The 18,252-nt window shown below is 50.3% G+C and carries 11 protein-coding genes; 5 read left to right on the forward strand and 6 right to left on the reverse strand.

Going from position 1 to position 18,252, the window contains the following annotated elements:
• Positions 1–376: 376 nt before the first annotated feature.
• Positions 377–880, forward strand: a complete 504-nt coding sequence (locus tag QPK31_RS07245; protein WP_290422260.1) for a VUT family protein — start codon at positions 377–379, stop codon at positions 878–880.
• 295 nt (positions 881–1,175) lie between these two features.
• On the opposite strand, the gene QPK31_RS07250 is transcribed toward QPK31_RS07245, so the two are convergent.
• Both QPK31_RS07250 and QPK31_RS07255 read right to left on the reverse strand, forming a co-directional pair.
• The gene (locus tag QPK31_RS07250; RefSeq protein ID WP_290422261.1) at positions 1,176–1,619 is read right to left on the reverse strand and encodes a hypothetical protein; all 444 of its coding nucleotides are present in this window, start codon (positions 1,617–1,619) and stop codon (positions 1,176–1,178) included.
• A gap of 13 nt (positions 1,620–1,632) precedes the next feature.
• Positions 1,633–2,640: a ParM/StbA family protein gene (locus QPK31_RS07255; protein WP_290422262.1), complete on the reverse strand. Its 1,008-nt coding sequence runs from the start codon at positions 2,638–2,640 to the stop codon at positions 1,633–1,635.
• A 952-nt stretch (positions 2,641–3,592) separates the two neighbouring features.
• Between QPK31_RS07255 and QPK31_RS07260 the strand changes: the two genes are divergently transcribed.
• The 3 genes from QPK31_RS07260 to QPK31_RS07270 all read left to right on the forward strand — a co-directional run bounded on the left by QPK31_RS07260 (position 3,593) and on the right by QPK31_RS07270 (position 7,518).
• Positions 3,593–4,828 carry a site-specific integrase gene (locus QPK31_RS07260; protein WP_290422263.1) on the forward strand — a complete coding sequence of 412 codons (1,236 nt, stop codon included), beginning with the start codon at positions 3,593–3,595 and terminating at the stop codon, positions 4,826–4,828.
• A 1,117-nt stretch (positions 4,829–5,945) separates the two neighbouring features.
• Positions 5,946–6,470, forward strand: a complete 525-nt coding sequence (locus tag QPK31_RS07265) for a hypothetical protein (protein WP_290422264.1) — start codon at positions 5,946–5,948, stop codon at positions 6,468–6,470.
• Positions 6,427–7,518 (forward strand): hypothetical protein, encoded by a 1,092-nt coding sequence (locus QPK31_RS07270; protein WP_290422265.1) that lies wholly within the window; start codon positions 6,427–6,429, stop codon positions 7,516–7,518. Before QPK31_RS07265 ends, QPK31_RS07270 begins: the two co-directional genes overlap by 44 nt.
• A gap of 681 nt (positions 7,519–8,199) precedes the next feature.
• On the opposite strand, the gene QPK31_RS07280 is transcribed toward QPK31_RS07270, so the two are convergent.
• The 4 genes from QPK31_RS07280 to QPK31_RS07295 all read right to left on the reverse strand — a co-directional run bounded on the left by QPK31_RS07280 (position 8,200) and on the right by QPK31_RS07295 (position 15,868).
• Positions 8,200–8,433: a hypothetical protein gene (locus tag QPK31_RS07280; protein ID WP_290422266.1), complete on the reverse strand. Its 234-nt coding sequence runs from the start codon at positions 8,431–8,433 to the stop codon at positions 8,200–8,202.
• 431 nt (positions 8,434–8,864) lie between these two features.
• Positions 8,865–9,836, reverse strand: coding sequence for a tyrosine-type recombinase/integrase (locus QPK31_RS07285; protein WP_290422267.1), 972 nt, complete (start codon positions 9,834–9,836; stop codon positions 8,865–8,867).
• 575 nt (positions 9,837–10,411) lie between these two features.
• Positions 10,412–12,247, reverse strand: a complete 1,836-nt coding sequence (locus tag QPK31_RS07290; RefSeq protein WP_290422268.1) for a phospholipase D-like domain-containing protein — start codon at positions 12,245–12,247, stop codon at positions 10,412–10,414.
• Between the two features lie 6 nt (positions 12,248–12,253).
• Positions 12,254–15,868: an AAA domain-containing protein gene (locus QPK31_RS07295; RefSeq protein WP_290422269.1), complete on the reverse strand. Its 3,615-nt coding sequence runs from the start codon at positions 15,866–15,868 to the stop codon at positions 12,254–12,256.
• A gap of 300 nt (positions 15,869–16,168) precedes the next feature.
• On the opposite strand from QPK31_RS07295, the gene QPK31_RS07300 reads away from it, so the two are divergent.
• Positions 16,169–17,674, forward strand: coding sequence for a patatin-like phospholipase family protein (locus QPK31_RS07300; protein ID WP_290422270.1), 1,506 nt, complete (start codon positions 16,169–16,171; stop codon positions 17,672–17,674).
• The last annotated feature ends 578 nt before the right edge of the window (positions 17,675–18,252 follow it).

The raw sequence follows: 18,252 nt of genomic DNA on the forward strand, positions 1-18,252 counted from the left end.
GAAGCAACTTAACAACTGAGCCCAGCAGCAAGGAGGGGGCACTATAGAATACTGACGAAAGTGCGGTACGTGCGGCATCTGACGACGTAAGGGAGCTAGTGCCGAGTTGTGACGGTTTGTAGTGGCTAACCGCGTGAAGGGTTCCAGGCCCGTGTGCCAAGCTCGTCAGTCTGTTACTCTGCACATTTGCGCGCCGTCAAGTCGCTGCGCACGTATGTCCTGTTCTGACGGATGGCTTGTCCAAAGGAGTGGCCGGCCATGATAGGCATACAAGCGGCGCGGCGGACTCGGACTGCAAAGAGTAGGAGATTGCGGCCGGACACGCCGGGTTCAAACCGTTGGCGGCACTCACTAACCATCAAACGAAGGAGTTGTTTTGCTGTACGTTACAATCTACATTGCTACTCTGGTCGGTGCCAACTTAGCCGTCGCTTGGCTCGGGCCGGAGGCGATGCCGATCATCGCGTTCCTGCTCATCGGGCTCGATTTAACGTTGCGCGACCGCTTGCACGACCTCTGGCGTGGGCGCCAGCTTTGGCCACGTATGTTCGGTTTAATCGTCGCTGCAGGTGTGGTGTCCTATCTTCTTAACCCCGTCAGTGGTCCCATTGCCGTCGCATCGGTAGTCGCGTTCAGCCTGGCGTCGCTCGCAGACGCTGCTGTCTATCATTTGTTGGCAGGGCGCTCTTGGTCTATACGTGCCAATGGCTCCAACCTAATCGGTGCTACAGTCGATTCACTGGTTTTTCCCGTAATGGCATTTGGGTTCGCGTTTCCATCCATCGTGCTGGGGCAACTGGTGGCGAAGGTCGTGGGTGGCATGTTTTGGGCGCTGCTCATTGTCAGGGTTAGGAGCTTGCTAAAGTCGCGCGCAGCGTGAGCGTCTGGTAGTAATCTCCCGTTCCGCGTTGGTGGGTAAATTGGAAGTACAAATTAGTGACAGTGCACGAACTTTGAACTGATCAAGAGCCTACAGAAAATGATCAAAATTTCTTTGTGCACGATGTCGTTGCTCCGGCATATGGGCGAGATTTGTTAGGCATCTGAGCCAGAAGAAGTTGATAAATGGAACGCAGTACCGGTCGAGCAAGATGCAAGCGGTGCGCAGGGAAACCCAACGTCTGAATAGCCGGTGGTAATGAGCATGAAGGCTCGTACCACCGGGTCGTCTCATCTTACGTCTGGAGCCACCGCTTGATGGGTGACGACGGAGCCTTTACCTCTTCGGAAACAGAGCCGCTTCCACCCAGCACTCCCGCAGGAGCAGAATCACTGCTCGTCCGCAGGGGAGCTTGGACGTTGTGGAACCACAGCGCGCGCCCATCATCTGTGGCACGATCCACTTCAAGTCGGCTAGTAACATTCATAGTTATTTCTGTAGGCGCAGTCCGCGATCTCAGCCAAGCCGAGATCGCGATAATCTGCTGTTCTACGTCACCAGCAGGATGGCCTGTTTCAACGATGTATCGTTCAAGCGCCAGACGCACGAGCTTCCCTCGCTCGCGTACCGGCGTCATCGCCAATAGCGTATGAACGTCTGGCGCCTCCTGAAAAGTTAGGCTGATTCGAATGGTGATCTCGGTACCGATTTTCAACGGCTTGTCCGCTTGTTCCGTCATGGAGCTTCTGGTATCAGGACTGGAGCAGGGACAGTAAGCCAAGGCGGCAGAAGCCTTCCGCCACTATCATCCGCGGCTCGTCGCTGGAAACAGCATTGGGGTACCGCTGTTTCAGCCCGTTGAGCAGTAGATCGGCGCCGCCACCGCCAACGATGATCCCGTCGAGGGCCGCAGCCTTCTGGCCAAACACCCGATTGGCCTCGTCCATCACCACTGCTTCAAAGCCAGCTTTCGCTTGCCGCAGCAGATGCGACACATCGACTCGTTCGCCGAAGTGCTTGATGCCGCCGCTGTGTACTGCTGCCTCCACCACGTCCAGGGACGTCGGCAGCTTGGCCTGCGCCAGTGCGCTAGACATGCCATCGTAGACCAGATGCATTCCCGCGCACGAAACGGCCGCGTATTCCATCATCGCACCCCGATCGGACAGGGCAAAGTCGGTAGTGTAATGCCCAATCTCAATTACGCCCCAGGCCTCGTTGTCGAGGTCTCGCTGCGGATGCGGGCTACCATTACTTTGGATCGAAAGCCACTGCAGCGGCGCGTCTGCCTGGCTCTGCACCATCACTCTGAGTGTTTGGCCTGGCAGGAGACGCGGCGTGAGCAAGTGCTCGATGCGACTGCGAAGCGTGTCGCGCTGCGGCCCGACGAATTTCGCCGGCAAGCCCATCACTAAATGAACCCGGGCGGGGGGATTGCCAAACGCTTGCATGGCCTTCCTCCATGCGCCCAGTACCAGTGCGTCGTGCTGAGGACTCTCAATCCAGTCCGCGTTTTGCCCCGTATAGACTTCGGATCGGCCCTGTCGAAGAGCGGTCTCTCCGAAGAAGTATCGACGACCGTCCAACTCGACAGTCTCGAGCTCGGCTTTTTGTCGGGTCTGCTCGTTCGTCAGCACGATGGCCGGCATCACGACGGTCGGGATATGGGAAGAGAAGCGCTTGTCGGGCGAAGCCAGCGAGGCGGCGCGCACTTTGAACATTGAATGGCCGCCGTCAATTGCGATCGAGAGGTTTTCCACTGATGACTCCAGGTGTAGGTTAAAGATTCAACGGTAACGACGAAGTCGGCGTGCGCAAATCAGGTCTGGTTTTGCGACACCGAGCTGCAATCTGGACCTGGATTTCGTCCGTGTCGGAAAATCAGGTTTCAAATTGCGCCGTCACTACCTATCACGAAGGGCGGAAATCGTGACAAATCTTCAGCTAGCGTTGCCGTTTGACACGACTAGTTTTCTTGTGTATATTTCGGCCGTCGGTCGTCACTTGTCGGTCGTCACTCGTCGGTCACCGGCATTTTTGTACCCGCCAATAGTAATTGTTCTGTCTCCTAAGAGAGAACAGCTTTTGAAAAGCCAGTTTTTGGCACCATTCGCCATTGTTCTCAATAGCGGATACCCATCCCATTAAAAAATCTAGCTCTTACGTGGCTGAAGTCTCCTTACGAGGCTCCACAGACAGGTACAGAGTGATCCCACAAGCATGCCGCCATCGTTGTTCCAGCGAATTGGCAGGGAAAACTCGATCACAGATCGAAATCCCTAGCTGAGCCGTTGGCGCCTTCCGTGCGTCCGCCCATCTCTACAGCCGCTTTTTGCTCCTGAGCGCGCTCCATCCACATCTCGACTGCAAACATCGTGATCGGGGTAGTTACCCCTTAGGCCGCATGTGCTTCTTGGCACGGCGCCTACGACCGTCACGCCAGCTTTTACTGGTATCCCCGCAACGTAGAGGCGCACATCCTCAAGACCGGACTAGTCCGGAAATGTGCAGCGAGAAACCGCTTTAACGTTCAGTTCTCTTCCGCGGAAGAGAGACCGATCACCGCGAGGTTTCGGCGTGTCTGTGGTTGGCAGTAAGGCCCACTGACGCGAAACCGGTTTATTTAAGACGGGAGCCTTACCCTCGCCAGTTCAGCACGTCGCGCTTCCGCCTATGGCGATAAGAGGTATCGATATTCCTTGTGAGGGACATATGTGGCAGCAGAAAGTGAACGAATTTATGAAGTCCGAAGGCGCTTTCCGGGTCAACGGCAGGAAAGCGTCCGAGCGAACCAAGACGCTCACGAAAGAGGTCTTATGTGCATCAATCCGCAGACTGCACCAGCTCGGTTACAGGATTCAAGATCCAAAGAATTTAGGCGAACGTCATATCCAAGTGCTAGTGAAAGACTGGTGGTACTGCAGGAAAAAGAAAATTAAGACCATCCAGAACGATCTATCGAGGCTGCGCGTGGTTTGCGAAATGCTCGGCAAGCCCGGCATGGTCGACTCTGTCGGAAAATATTTGCCGGATGTGGATCCCAAACTGCTGACGGTACGTTCAGCTACGAAAACGACCAAATCCTGGTCCGGGAACGGAATTGACCTGGTCGCGAAGCTTCGCGAGGTCGACGAGCGTCAGCCGCGGCTCGGGCTAATGTTACGCCTTGAGCTCGGCTTCGGACTTCGACGCGAAGAGGTCTTGAAATGTAATCCGCATGCACAGGACTATGGCCACTATTTGCAGATTTTTCCAGGCATGGGGAAGGGCGGCCGTTGGCGAAACATTCCTATCGCCTCAACCGCTCAGCGCGAGCTACTGGACTACGTGAAGGCTCGCGTACCAAAGAACAAACCCCTTGGGTGGGACTATACCCGGGCAGGCGAGGCGGCCAGCCTGGAGCAGAACATTCGCCGTTACGAGAATCTGATGGCCTCATTTGGCTTCACCAAGGCGGATGCCGGTGTAACCGGACACGGGCTGCGCGCTCAGTTCGCCGAGAACTATGCGCTTCTCCTCGGAATGATGCCGCCCACGATGGGTGGCGAAGCGGGGCAACGGGGTAGTGCGGACGAGAGCGTCCTGAAGGTGAAGGTGGCCCAAGCGTTGGGACACAACCGTCCCTCTGTGACCAGCGCCTACATTGGATCTTTTAGTTCTGATGGGTCCGACCTGACCGACGATCTGGACCTTGAAGCGATCCAAAAAGTTCTGCGATTTCTTGAGATTGTCGGATTGCCAACGGTTCCCCCTGAACGGGTGAGCGATTGTCAAGCAATTCGGGTCGCAATGGCCCGGTTCGGCTTAGCCATGTCCGAAGAGCAGATTCATATGCTGTGGGCGAAGAACTCTCGTCGTAATGGTGTGGAGTGGATGACCCCAGAGCATGAAATCCCGCTTGTTTTACGCGCCTCCGCCGAGGCTTTATTAAACGATGTTTTGTTGTGAACCAGAGGAGAAGTAGATTGGACTGGAATAAAAAAACGGCTGTCGATCATGTTGCTTTAGAGCATTTTAAAAACCGATGCCCTGTAGTGCGAACGGATTCATATGCAATTCCACAAGGGCTGTTGAGTGAATCTTTTCATGAGGGAATGGTGGGGAACATTTGGCTGAGGGGGGTAGATTTTGAGTTTGGCTCAAGCGATGTGTATTTCGCGTTCCCGAGTCGTTGGCACATCTCGGACATGTTCAGTTGGATGTACTGTCATCATCCACTTAGGCATCATAAATTTGTCCCTAACAGTGACGGTATTGTTTTTCCTATGTCAGCCATTTGTTTCAGAGCAGCAGGCGAACGAGAAACTTACTCTCTCAGGACTTGGCTGGGCGACACTTTTATACCAGTAATTTGGCCGGACCTGCTTCGGGAGGGGATGAAGATCATCATGGAGAGAAGGGCGCGAGTCTCGAATCCAGAGTCGCTCGAAGCACTCCTGGAAGACCGATCGTACTTAGGCAACGATCCGGCGTCGCTTTCGTTCTATAAGCCAGCCAATCGAACGGAGTAACTATACGGATATTCGGCCTGCCGGTCGTGCTTTTGATGAACTGACATGCAGGCCGACTTTACGAAGTCGTAGATTAAATGGGTTCCCAAAGCATAAAGAGTATTTCCTGATAAAAAATACTATTGCTTTTTATGGTTCCTTCTTTTAAACTTTACCCGTCGCTCTGCGGCATTGTTGTTCCCATCAATCGGGCAGGTTCTTTAATGTTTCATAGGCGCCTGCCCGCAAAGCTTCGGAATTAGACACTTTATGCTGAGTGTCTGCATCTACAAGTAAGTCGCCTATTTGCCGGCTACTGGGCTTTGCTCAGCCTGCTTATAACGCCAGCGACAAAGAGCTAGCGCTTCTAGAGTGCTTCTACGGACGTTCTCGTCTCCTTTTCTCGACCCATCCCTGCCAGCAACTCATCCGCGATCGGCTCCGCGACTGCGTTCACCTTCGACAAATCGTTTTACCCGGCGTGCGACCGGGCCGGAGTGGCATGTCCGCTTCATCGCGCAGAGCCAGTAATTACGTTTTCCTAGCGATAGCTACCCTTTGTCGAGAAGGAACATATGTCCACTGAACCAGATGAACTGAACGATCTCGCCGTCAAATTTCCTGACGAGCATATGGATCGACTTGCCGCCCTTGCTAGCCAGGTCGGCATGCCTTTGGACGATATCGTCCAAGAAGCACGTCTCATAATTTTAGAGAAATTTAACGAGTACGACCAGGCGAGGGCGTCACTCCTCCAATTCGTATTCGGTCACCTACGAAAGCGAATGCGTAGACAGATCGGTGCACATCGTTATGCAGTTTCCCTCGACCGCAGCGATGCTGTAGGTGAGGAAACGCGTCGCCTTGCTGAAGCTTTGCACGTACCTGTTGAGGATGAGTTTGAGCATGAAACATCCGTGCTAGCTCCTTCAGGCGCAGAAAAACTTCTGGATATTGCAGCCTTTGTCAGTGGAAAGTCTGTTTCCCACCTCGCCCAACGTTTGAACGTAACTCCGCGTCGAGTCCGCCAAATCTTGCAAAAATTGCGAGAAGACGATGGCGTACGCCTTCAAACTCAGCTCAACTTTGGTAAGAAATGAAATGCTAGATAAAGATAGCAAGCGGAGTCACGCTCGAAAAAATATCGAAGGGTTCTTTATTCCTCTTTACGGGAACTGGATTAGAGAAGTTGGGTTGCAGGCGGCGACCTTCTTGGCAGTAGCTGCCTATTGGCAAAATATAAAAGGGCCGGGAGAGTGGTGGTACAAGCGTCGAGATGCCAAACGTGGACCAGACGGTAAATTACTACCGCCGTGCAGCCGGGCTGAGCAAAGTTTCGAATGGGAGGCAGGCTTATCCAGATCGGCTCAAGAAACTGCTCGAGCTGTAATGCGTGAGCGTGGCTTCATAGAGGAGAAGCTTGTGGGAAAACGACTTTATTATCGGGTCAATCTCAAGCTGGTCGAAGACTGGTCAGAGGAGCTGGCCTCAGTTAAAGGCGATTTTCAACCAATTGAATGGCAAGAAAATGCCATTGATTTGGGGAGATTCAGCCACGAACATGGCGGAATTTCGCCACCTAAAGCAAAGAACAAGCAAATACCTTTTCAAAAGAGTAGAAGCAGAGATACCTCTGAGAACGTTGAAATTACGCCTCTAACGCTGCAGGGTGCTCAGGCTGGAGCTCCGCAGGAGGAAGCGTTGACACGCCCTACGAACGAAGGAGGGGTTTTATGCTGGGACGGCAACGATCGAGTAAAGGCGCACGATATGATGAGCCGCTGGGGACCGGAGAAAGTCAAGTTGGCTGCTAATAAGGTAGAAGCACGCGGGGCACGTCCTCTCGCGTCGCGAGTATATAAAGAATTAATTAATTCTGAAAAGCCAAACAATACAGAAGAGACAAGGGGTTATCTGAGTCAATATCCGGATCGAGCCCCCAAAGATACAAAAATATTTGCGGCAATCCAACAAAAGATTAAAACCATGTCATTGGAGGAGCTAAAAGAGTATCGGCGCGTTTACATCGCTGGCGAAGGAGTCCTGTTTTCCAAATCCTTGAACGTAACGACTAACGATTTTGCCGATGTATCGGAGCGCGCTATGTTTAAGCGTTGGCTGGAGCGTCAACTTAGACAGGTTATGTAAAAGCTGTCGGGACCAGGCTGAGCACGAAGCGTATCGTTTCAAGTGACTCTATGTTCAAATCGTGAAGTTGACGTCCTCAGCTTGGTGCTTTTAAGGCATGTATTGGCGCGACATTGTTCTCACCTTACGGAACCGTTGCTGCACGTGAATTACAGGAGTAATAAATGAATCAGCAACAAAAGGGGGCTACACAAAATGAGTATGATGAACGTTCATACATGGTGGCCTTTACGTCGCTTGAGTTCGAGCGACGAACCCATGTAGATACTGCATGTGCGGCCTATCATTTGGGGCGAAAGCCGCAAACATTGCGAGCATGGGCCTGTTCCGAAAATGGACCTTTGCGACCGGTGCGGGTCAACGGTCGACTAGCCTGGCCGGTAGCAGAAATCCGTCGAGTTCTGCGAACTTGAAATTACAACTTAAGCATTCCACGAACTTGGCGCGTAGGTATCATGAAATTGCTGTTTATGTAGATTGGAATGCCGCCATCATCCGCCACTAATTTTTTAGCTGGCTGAGTTGGCGGCACTTTAAGTGCCCCAACACCTTGGCATGTGCCTTACAACTCGCGCATAAAATATGTTAACGAATATAGGAAATCTAATCTCCGTGCCGGACGCTCCCGACCTCTAGGTGCTCGCATGGAATGCATCCAGTAGAAAGCAGAGATTAGCAGTATTACTTAATTTCCCAATTTTTGGCGCGCTCTTCACGAAAGCACTGGATTGCGTTGGTGAAGGGCTCAAAATAAAGGATGGTATCTTGGCGAGCTAGCTCTTTCAAGTGAGCCAAGAAGGTGGTGCGCTTAGGATCAAAGTAAAGAGGAGTAGTCCTCGTCTTCAAGCAGAAAAAGCCTTTAATCGGGGCGATAGCAAGACGTCCAATACGTCTGAGTTGGGCGGGTAGGGTCATAGTTTCCTCGAGTGGTTCCATTGTGCCACAAGTGCAGCCAGCTATTACTAAGCAATGTGGGGTCGTTTCGGTCGCAAATCAGTTTAGCGCTTTCCAGCTGGGATGCAAAGTCAGCGTGGCCAGCATTGCCTATGACGGCGACTCAAACAATGGGCGTTTATGGGATGACTGGACAGATTCGGCAGGCAGGGACGATGTATTGCACCGAACCTTGGAGCATTGCGGACTTGACGTTTCGGTCAACTGCCTTGGCCGATTGCGCAGGAGCAATCGCGCTTCCCAAGGATTTTCCGAGTCATGTGAGTCATGTCTTTGTGTCGAGGACTGTGGGTGGGCGGTAAGGCTTGAGCGAAATACTAACAGTCGAGGTGAGGCGCTGGGAGGTTGATGACTGGAAGAATGCGGCCTGAATTTCACGCTCTAGCGCTGCCTTAGTAAGTAACTTTGAACGTCGGGCTGTCCTCGGGACGGCTCTGGCGCCTGTCGTAGACGCGCGTTGTTGCGATGTTCGCATGACCCAGCCATTCCTGGACTTTGGCGATATCCGCCCCGTTGTCGAGGGCATTGGTCGCCGCCGTCGCACGCAGTGCGTGCGGCCCGAAGCCGGCAACGTCGATCTGCAGCGCCTTCGCATAGTTTGCCAGCATCTTGTAGACGCCATCAGGTGTGATCGACGCTGTCCGGCTACGTGTGTTGTTGCTGATTGAGCGGAATAGTGCGCTGTTCACGTCACCGCTATGACCAGCGAACTCGAGGTATGCCGCGATTGCCCCGGCCGCGCCTGGATGCAGCGGCACATAACGAATCTTGCTGCCCTTGCCTCGGACCTGCAAATGCTTCACGCCGCGGCGCTCTTGGATGTCGCCCACGCGCAAAGCGCACAGCTCGGCGCGACGTAGGCCGTGGTACAGCAGGGTGGCCAGAATCGCGCGATCGCGCTTACCGCGAAGAGTACATGCATCTGCCACATTCAACAAAGCGCGCGCCTGATGATCTCCGATCGCTGGGGTCTTTCCTTCCGTGCTTTCTATCCTTGGGCGTTTTACGCCCTCGACCGGATTGACCGTCACGGCATTGGAATCGCATAGATAGTCGAACAGTGACGATAGAGCAGCCAGCTTGCGGCGGATCGTCGCACCGCTCAGAGCCCGTCGTTCAAGTTCGTGACGCCAAGCCAGCACATGGCCGCGGCTGACACTACGGAGGTGTGCCGGATCGTCAATGCAGGTAAAGGTCATGAACTCGCGCAGGTCGCTTTCATATGCACGACGCGTACGTGCGTTGTCGATGTTAGCGAACCAGGCAGTCGCCGCAGGCACTTCAGCCAACTGTTGGAACTGGACAGGGGTAAGGCAACTCGATGGAGCAGGCTGGCACGCAGTCAGGGGGAGCTTGGATGTCACTGAACACCTTTCAATATGCCGTTAAAGGCAACCGGGACGAGACGGGACAGCAGACAGATAACGATATGCGGTGCTGCAGGACAGGGACGCGTACTTTCAGCTCAACCGCCGATGTCCTCCAATAGGTGCTTGCTAGCTTTGCGTAGCCTTTGCTCGTTTAGATCCGCTACTGCTAGAGTCAATGTTCCTAGTATGTAGCAACGAAAAGGGCACGCAACCGCAGGTAGTGGCCGCGACCGCTGCGGCTGTACCTTTCCACGACCAGTGACTCGAGTTGCGTCGCTTTGCATGTCTCGAGCTCGGCCGTACTAGCGATAACGCTTTTTATCAATAGTAAAGGGACAGCGAAACAGCCACACCAGAAACAGTTTGGCCTAGCCGCCATATTTTTGCTTATGAACGGCTAGCAGAGCCTCTAGGAAGACATCGTTGAGACGACACGCCTGCACGGGGAGAAGAGAGGCACGAAGATCTTATGGCAGGAGCTTTATACCTATGCCTTACGCTGAAGTACGGTGTGCATAGCTGCTTATGAGTACCGCTAGGTCGCAGCGATCGCAACCAAACGAGACAAGTTAAATCGGCCCACTCCCACCTCGAACGGACTCTTGCACTATCCAAGCCCATATGATGTCAGCCATTTCTCTACTTTTGATATAGAGACCAACTTCACGCGAGTCTGACGCGTTGCTAAAAGGATCGGCAGAAAGAAAGTTATAGCTGCTAATTATCACTGTATCATCAGCAACTATAACCTTTGCGTGAATGCTAGATTTTATAAAAAACTTACCGCCCGCGAGTTCCACACGTTTTTGAATGGATTTAAGGATCTCAGGATCCTCAATTAAGTTCTCGTCACCAATAACTAAAATTTCTAAGTTTTTTTCAAGAGGGGTTTCTAAGTAAATAGGGAGAGGCTCGATGCGAATCTTTGCTTTGGCTCCAATTTTATGAGAGGTAATAGCTATTCGGTTTTTTGCTCCAAGTATCAGGTCCCGCATAAGGACCTCATGTTCCTGATCGCGCACTTGTCGTAAGTAAACGTTCTCTATATTTTCGAGATATGAGCATACAGAGGCCCCCTCATTCTGCAGATCAGGCTCGCCTACCGAAAGCGGAGATGTTATTGTCTGACGCTCTAGGGAGGCGGCGGTATGATGCCATAAGTCGGAGATTGAGCTATACGAACTTTGCGGCGCAGACCAAAGTCCTGCAATCGTTGTACAAACTTCAGAAGCGATACCAGAGTGTGAGCAAACAATGGAAAGCTCGGCCGAAGGCGGTTCGCCGTCTCGCGGCAATATCTTTTTCGAGAGCCAGTTGTGCGAGCCGATCGAAACCTTAAATCCAACATCATCGTCCCAAGCAAGCAATTTAGCATGGGATCCAGTTGGAGTATCATTAAACCGTAAAGAATCTTGTCCCGCACACTCTTTTCGTAGAGTCTTTAACGCAGCAAGAGTACGGTTCTGTTCGTCTGCTGTTTTTCCCGTGGAGTAGCCCCAAAGTAAATCCACTCGGACACCTCGACTAACAGCAGACTTAATCGACTCCGCTAGTTCGCCTGATATTACAGCGGCGTTCGCAAAAGCAGACGCAATTAGGACTTGGCTTTTTGCTTCGCGCAGTGCTGTAAACAGCAGTTCGACGTGCTCGCTGTGAGTCCTTATTAACTTTAAATCTTTAAGACTCGCTGGCCAGGCAAATTTTATTTCGCCATCACTTTCTTTTGATGATTGCCCTGTTGCGTCAAGAGTACAAGCGGGGAGCTTAGAGCGAGCAATATTTTCAATGTAAGGAGTTAGGCCACTTCTCCATATCTCAGGTATGCCACTTGCTCTGCCTTCTACCTCATCAATATGAATGTGAAGCCACGCCTGCTGTTGAGGCAAAGGATCGCCAACCCATCGTATCCACTCCTTTCTCTTGTCGCGCTGCAACAGATGTTTTACTTGACCTCCATCAAGTCGTGGAAGATGCGGGGACCGCTCGAGTCTGATCGCGCGATCCCAAATTCCGTCATCCATTAGTCTTCTGGCCGTAACATAAGTAACATCGCGTGTCGAGCAAATCCGCCCTGCTAACTTATCGACGAGCACATATCCACGTCTGTAGTCAATTTCTTCCGGAGTTGGCAACAAGTCATCTTTTACAGCTTGAATCCCCTGTTGAGTTGCCACAAAACTAGCTCCAGCACCGCCAATTGCAATCCTTCCGGCGCGCGCTAACCCCACTAATGACTCAATCAGTAAGCGTTTAGGCAAATATAATTTTGAAGCTAAACCTTCTAGATCTTGGTTACCTTCAAGAGTAATCGCTTTTAGTACAATAAAATCAAGCTCGGAAAATGGTGATCCACTTCCAACTTCGTAATCCACACGATACCGGTCAACGGGAACTAAAACGTCCATCTCGATTCACTTTCGTAAAATATCTTCGGCTTTTATTTTTATACCTGTCCCATCGGAAAAGCTCTCTTCTATTAATTTAATCGCTTTATGCAAAGGCCAAAGATGATCATAAGTATTGTCTTCATTAACGAGTGATACTTGTTCGTAAAAGAACTGCCAGCTTCCAACGAGAACTAACAACTTTTGAGCACGAGACAATAGCACGTTCAGCCTGTTCGAGTCAGCAAGAAAGCCTAACCCTTGTCCAGGCAAATCGGAGTTGTTGCGGACCAAGGAAACAATTACAAAATCAGATTCGTTTCCTTGGAATGAGTCGACAGTATGCGCTACACGATCTTCTCTCGTGTCGTCATCTTCTTCTCGAATACTTTGGCGGAATCTTAAGCGACGAGCGTCCCGAATTCTCCGAATTTCTGCATCAGAATTCAATATCGAAACCTGTGCACTATACGGAGATAGAACAGCAATTTCCTCTTGTGCAATCGGCTTTAGGCTCTCAAGAAACGCGCTAATGACTCGTGCTTCCATTGGATTTGTATATCGTGGGCGGCCATCATCGCGTCCGCACTCTTGATAGTCTCCGTTCCTTTGACTCCAGGGGGTGTCAATCCAGCAAATGGCTTTACCAGCTAATCCTTCAGGATAAACTAAGTCATGAATTACTTCGGAGGTAGGCTTTCCGTCTTCGTCTTCCGTGGCATTTCGAATGCCTTCGAAGTCGGGATAAAAAGCATTAGAAATAATTTTGCCAATAGCTGGGTGCATCCGATATTGAACCGCTAATCGGCCTGCAGAGGCGCCAATGGATTCAGCAACAGTAAGCCGAGGTTCCCCGTGAATTTGATCGCGTAGTTGTGTTAAAAGTGTGGAAAAGGTAGGAAGCCAGCTTTTGCAAAGATTTTGAAACTCATCACGTTCGGAATCCGGATAGTCGCTCCATCTCCGTATCCATTCCATATCAACTAGTTCTCTACTTGGCAACTTGCTCAATGCTTGCGCCACATCCGCAAGATGATCAATCCCAAGTAAATATGTTTTGAATTGATAGGGCAAAAGCTGGTTTTGGTCGCCTAACAGGAGCCAACGATGCCCAGCATTAAGAGGTAAAGCTAAGTCAAATCCATGCGCCTTGCCGGCTTCTTCTACAATACTCCAATCAAACGACTGATTGCCGTCCGCGAGCGCTTCTAAGTCAGCAGCACTTGTTGTGCAATAAGTAATGCTCGCGCTTCGCTTGACCAATTCTTCAATATCTGACAACGCGCGCTGGTCGTTTTCGTTTAAAGGCATCGATGTTAGGCGATTTATAAGCTCGAGCCACTCGTCTTGAACTTGGGTTCGAGATGTCAAATCTCCCAACTGGGCCGCAAGTCCAGTAAGCATATCATTCGCAACTTGTTTTGCCGACCCTTCAGGCACGCTGCCATCTTGCTTCTCCGACCGAAGGCGAACAGAGATTGGACGTTCTTGTAGCAGATCGCCGCCAAATACTTCGTCACGCACTTTTGCTCGTAAAACATCCACGGCACTATGCCCCGGCGCAGTTACTAAAATTTGCGCGACAGGATCGTCTTCGAGAATCTGGCGAAGAAGATGAGCAACGAGTGTTGTTTTTCCTGTGCCGGGAGGCCCTTGAAGCGCATATATCGGCCTTACTCTTAGGACATCCTTTATAACTGCAAGCTTACTTTCGTCGAGTTCTTTTACCCCATCCATATATGGCAATGAAGCAGCGGCAGTGTCCATATAAACCATGCCCGGCTGAACTAACGCGCGCAAAAGATATGAATGTTCATGTAAACGTTCGATTGCCCCTGTTCTACGTCGTATCAACGTTACCTGGGCATATTGTCCATATGTGCGAAGGTACCCCAGCAACACAAATGGCTTCTGATCAGGTGCCTTCGCGCGCTCTAAAGTAACGATGTTGTTGTCAAAGTCGATCGATTCGATTGTCCATGGGTCAATACGAGTGTTTACGCCAGGTACAAGTAGCGAGTCCGTGTCCGAGAGAATAACTTGCTTACTGTTCTTTTTTCCGCTGTCAAATTCCCGCTGAAGCATTTTTACCATTCCTCCATCAACTTTGCAGAAGGGTAAAATTGGCCGATCTCGGGTGCGCTCCCGTAGTGCGATTCTTTCGAAATTTGCCGCAGCAGGTAAGTGCTCTATCAGTTCATAGGCGCAAATCTCGCCATCTCGGAACAACAGTTCAAGTTGATTTGTTGCGCGCAAGAAATCATGAAACTTGGATATCCCTTTTGCTAATTTTGAGCCCTCCTCAAGATACGGAATTATTTTCTCCCAAGACTGTTTTGGATGGCCGCGCGCATGCATTACATCACGTGGTATTAATACATTAAGTGGCCGTCCAAGCAAAGAACTTGGTTGCCCCATTTGATCACCGATAGATAGTGATGTGACTTGTGAGATCTGCGCAAAATCCCACGACGCGGCGCTAGCATCGTTGTCTTTATATTGTCGGATTCGGTACGTAACTTGCCGACCCATCAAAATGCAGTGATCTCTTGTTAAAGATGGATAAAGCAACCCTTCCGCTATATCGTTCTGAATAAAATCTTTTAGTTGCGCAACGTGAGCAAGATTCCTTGGGCTATACTCCTGAGAGGGATCTTCCGGATTTGCGCGAAAACCGTGAGCCGAGATGGCGTTTATGACTGATGAGTGCGTTGGCGAGACAACAAGTTGTAATGGCGATCGTAAGTTTTCAGATCCAACTGGCATTGCAAGATCGCGTGTTATCTCTACAATAAGGCGAATCACTTCTTCACCAAACCGAAGCCGTTCATTTGGTTTTTTCGTGAGCAATCGCCTAATAAGCTCACGTTCTTTTACTGTCAAAATTGAGGTTCTGAATAGTTCTGTTTCTAGCAGAGTGCTCAATTCTTTTGATGACCGATCGCGCCAACCTTCTACCTCTAAAAATGAACGTGCTAGCAGGGTACCAAAACCATACCAGTCGCTATCGAAAATATATCCGCTCTTGCCTTCGGCCACTTCGGGTGGGACGGCCCAACCGTGATCTGGGCTGGTATTTGGTGTTGCACCAACACGGACACTCCATTCAAATGCACCAAGGCGCATCGTCGCCGGTCCTTCAGTGGCAGCGAGAAAAATACTATCCGCCGAGACGTTTCGATGAATAATTTGCTGGGCATGCAGTGCATGAATTGCCTGCGCTATTCTCTTGAAACCTTTCCATAGTTCTTGTCGGGGCTCTCGCTGTTTCATAGCAGAGGGCTTAAGCCATTCGCATGAGGAGCGCGCGTGAATTTGGGCGGATAACAAGTCATATCCCGGGCCTTCGGCCAGAAGAACGAATGCTCCGATGTCACTGTCTAGCTGTGCTTCCCTAATTACAAGGAGACACTCGTCGGCACCTGGTGAGCTCGAAACTCGATATAACATCCGCAACTCTTGGTCCCATACTGCTCTCAGCAGTGGGTCATGCTGCACTGCTGACCAGGCTTTCATCAGGAATGGGTGTTCATCCTCATCACGAGCGATCCAGGTTTCGCAGCTCTTATTTGCAGCCACACGTGCTGTAAGGCGATACCGCGAGTTTAGTAATCGTAATCCAGTTGTGAAAATTTCTGCCATATCTCTTCTCAGGTATGCATGGCGACGTTCGTAGTCGCGACAGGAGCATGATACTTGGATGCCGTGCTCATAGCCAGAAATTTTTCCCGCCGTAAATTAGTTTCTGAGTCTTCGATGTTAAAATAGGAATTGGCGGTTCTTTGGTTCTCAATGTGAGTCTAATCGAAGGTGGTAGCCGGGAACCGGCTCTGCAAGCATTGCTAAAGTTTTCTGTTGGACGCCTACGGATTGAGAAACCATTGAAAGTATTCTTTTGGTTGTTGAGATGCCAATCGGGATTAATAGTTAAAAGGAATGATTATGTATCGCAATGCGGTTTTTCAGGGTGGTGGGGTTAAAGGGATTGCGCTTGTTGGAGCTCTAGAAGTAATAGAAGGGCAGGGGATAGGTTTTGAGGCAGTTGGCGGCGCATCAGCTGGCGCAATTGTGGCCGCTCTATATGCGGCCGGATATTCAGCTTCGGAAATGAGGGTCATCTTAGAGAGTGTTGACTTTAATAGTTTTCTTGACAGCGCTGGCTGGGGCCCATGGGCGCTCTATCGGAAAAGGGGGCTTTATCGAGGGCAGAAATTTCAAGATTGGATTCATGATCTGCTTAAAAGGAAGAAAGTTCGCCTCTTTAAAGATTGTAAGAAAACGTTGCGCATAGTTGCAACCGACTTGACCGAACGTACTCTTGTTGTGTTTGATGCTAATAATTATCCTCAAATGGAGGTGGCAGAGGCTGTTCGAATGTCGATGAGCATTCCATTCCTGTTCGAGCCTAAGCGGCTTGGGGAGCATCTTATGGTAGATGGTGGTGTTTTGAGCAACTTTCCTATCTCATTGTTTGACGTGAGTGAGACGCTTGGACTTCGGCTTCGATCAAATCCCGATTCGATGAGCTTTGCACCGGATGGACTTAAAAATTATATCGCAGGCATGGTGGGGGCCATGCTTGATGGTCGAGATAACTATGACGTCGAATCAAGTGTTGTAGGAGGTTTGATCGAGATTGATCCTGGCTCAGTATCAACAACACAATTCAGCCTTAGCCGGAAAGAAAAAGACGATCTTTTTGAAAGGGGCGTTTCGGCGGCGAGCAAATTTTTCCTTAATGAGGGAAACGCTGATAAAGGCACCCAGCTTGCGGTAACTGGTGAGCTTAGTAAGATTAATCTTTCCATACCAAAGGGTCTGAGCGATGCCGTCGATGTGAGATTTTCTATTTCAGCATTGGTGCGAATAGAAATGGACGACAAATTTTTATTGGTAAAAGGGCGTAGGATTGATCAATTTCAGCCTGTTGGCGGCGTTTTGAAAATTTATCGTGATGCTAAAGCCAAGCTCAAAAAACTAGGGATCAAGGACGACGAAAAATTTCCAATAGATCCCGACAGCATGGGCGATCTGCGGGTAATGGTGCCTTGGAAGGCTACAGTGCCCTTCTTACAGTGGTACTTGGAAGGGACTGGTCGAGAAACCTCGCCTTGGCGAGAATTTTATGAAGAATTAATTGAGACAAAAATTTTATCGGCAGAGAAATTTAGGGCTCCTGCCTTCGAGCGAATTGGTACTCGGATTGAGGGTGTACGTTGGTCTGATTACTTCAAATGCTACGAAGTTTTAATTGCTGAGCTGTTTTCGTTGGTACCTACTCCTGAACAAGGAATGGAGTTGCAGGCTCTCAACGTTGATAATCTTTGCAAAGATTTGATATGGGCATCTCCAGCATTGATACGTGATCGAGGTTATGATGTGTTGAGCAAATCTCAGATTACGAAAATCTCTGAACATTCAAGCTGGTTGCTTGATGCTAGTATCTAAAATAATTGGTGCGTTATGCCAGTTGACGTTTTCTGAGCAGTACAACGCAGAGATCGTTGTACTGGCTGCTCAGATTTTTGCGTTATAAATGGAGGGTTTTTATAGAGAGGGCTTGAGTTAGGCGATATGTTTGTCGCGGCAATTTAAAATACGATGAGCGATTTAGAATATTTTGACATTGCCGTAAGTAGTTGATTATGGAATTCGGTTCGCCCATAATAGCTAATTAGGCGTTGATATCAAAGCCGCTCCTAATCCCTAAATTTAGCATGTGAGATCCCTTGGGTGCCTCCAGGTTTGCTCGAGCTGGCGCTTATTGGCTGTGTCGATGATTTCCGTTGCGATAAGGCGTTTTCGAGTTAGTACATGGAATCGAAGGCGGAATATGGTATGGCTAAAGAGGCACAGGTTTCGTTACTCTTATGGCTTGTATCGATAAGAACTGAGCACACTTGGAGTTGCTTCCGTTACAAGCAGCGATTCGTTAATGTTTTGAGCATTTGCTAGGGAGACGCTGATTAATTCGGCCGCTCCGGTTCCCGCCGGTGCCGCAACCTGAGACAATGACGCTACGTTCC

The organism is Massilia sp. YIM B02769 (genome assembly GCF_030411995.1).
Lineage (GTDB): Bacteria > Pseudomonadota > Gammaproteobacteria > Burkholderiales > Burkholderiaceae_D > Telluria.

Coding starts and splice junctions, on each gene's coding strand:
- QPK31_RS07250 (WP_290422261.1), bottom strand. CDS start 1,619: ATGACGGAACAAGCGGACAAGCCGTTGAAAATCGGTACCGAGATCACC.
- QPK31_RS07260 (WP_290422263.1), top strand. CDS start 3,593: ATGTGGCAGCAGAAAGTGAACGAATTTATGAAGTCCGAAGGCGCTTTC.
- QPK31_RS07265 (WP_290422264.1), top strand. CDS start 5,946: ATGTCCACTGAACCAGATGAACTGAACGATCTCGCCGTCAAATTTCCT.
- QPK31_RS07270 (WP_290422265.1), top strand. CDS start 6,427: ATGGCGTACGCCTTCAAACTCAGCTCAACTTTGGTAAGAAATGAAATG.
- QPK31_RS07280 (WP_290422266.1), bottom strand. CDS start 8,433: ATGACCCTACCCGCCCAACTCAGACGTATTGGACGTCTTGCTATCGCC.
- QPK31_RS07290 (WP_290422268.1), bottom strand. CDS start 12,247: ATGGACGTTTTAGTTCCCGTTGACCGGTATCGTGTGGATTACGAAGTT.
- QPK31_RS07295 (WP_290422269.1), bottom strand. CDS start 15,868: ATGGCAGAAATTTTCACAACTGGATTACGATTACTAAACTCGCGGTAT.
- QPK31_RS07300 (WP_290422270.1), top strand. CDS start 16,169: ATGTATCGCAATGCGGTTTTTCAGGGTGGTGGGGTTAAAGGGATTGCG.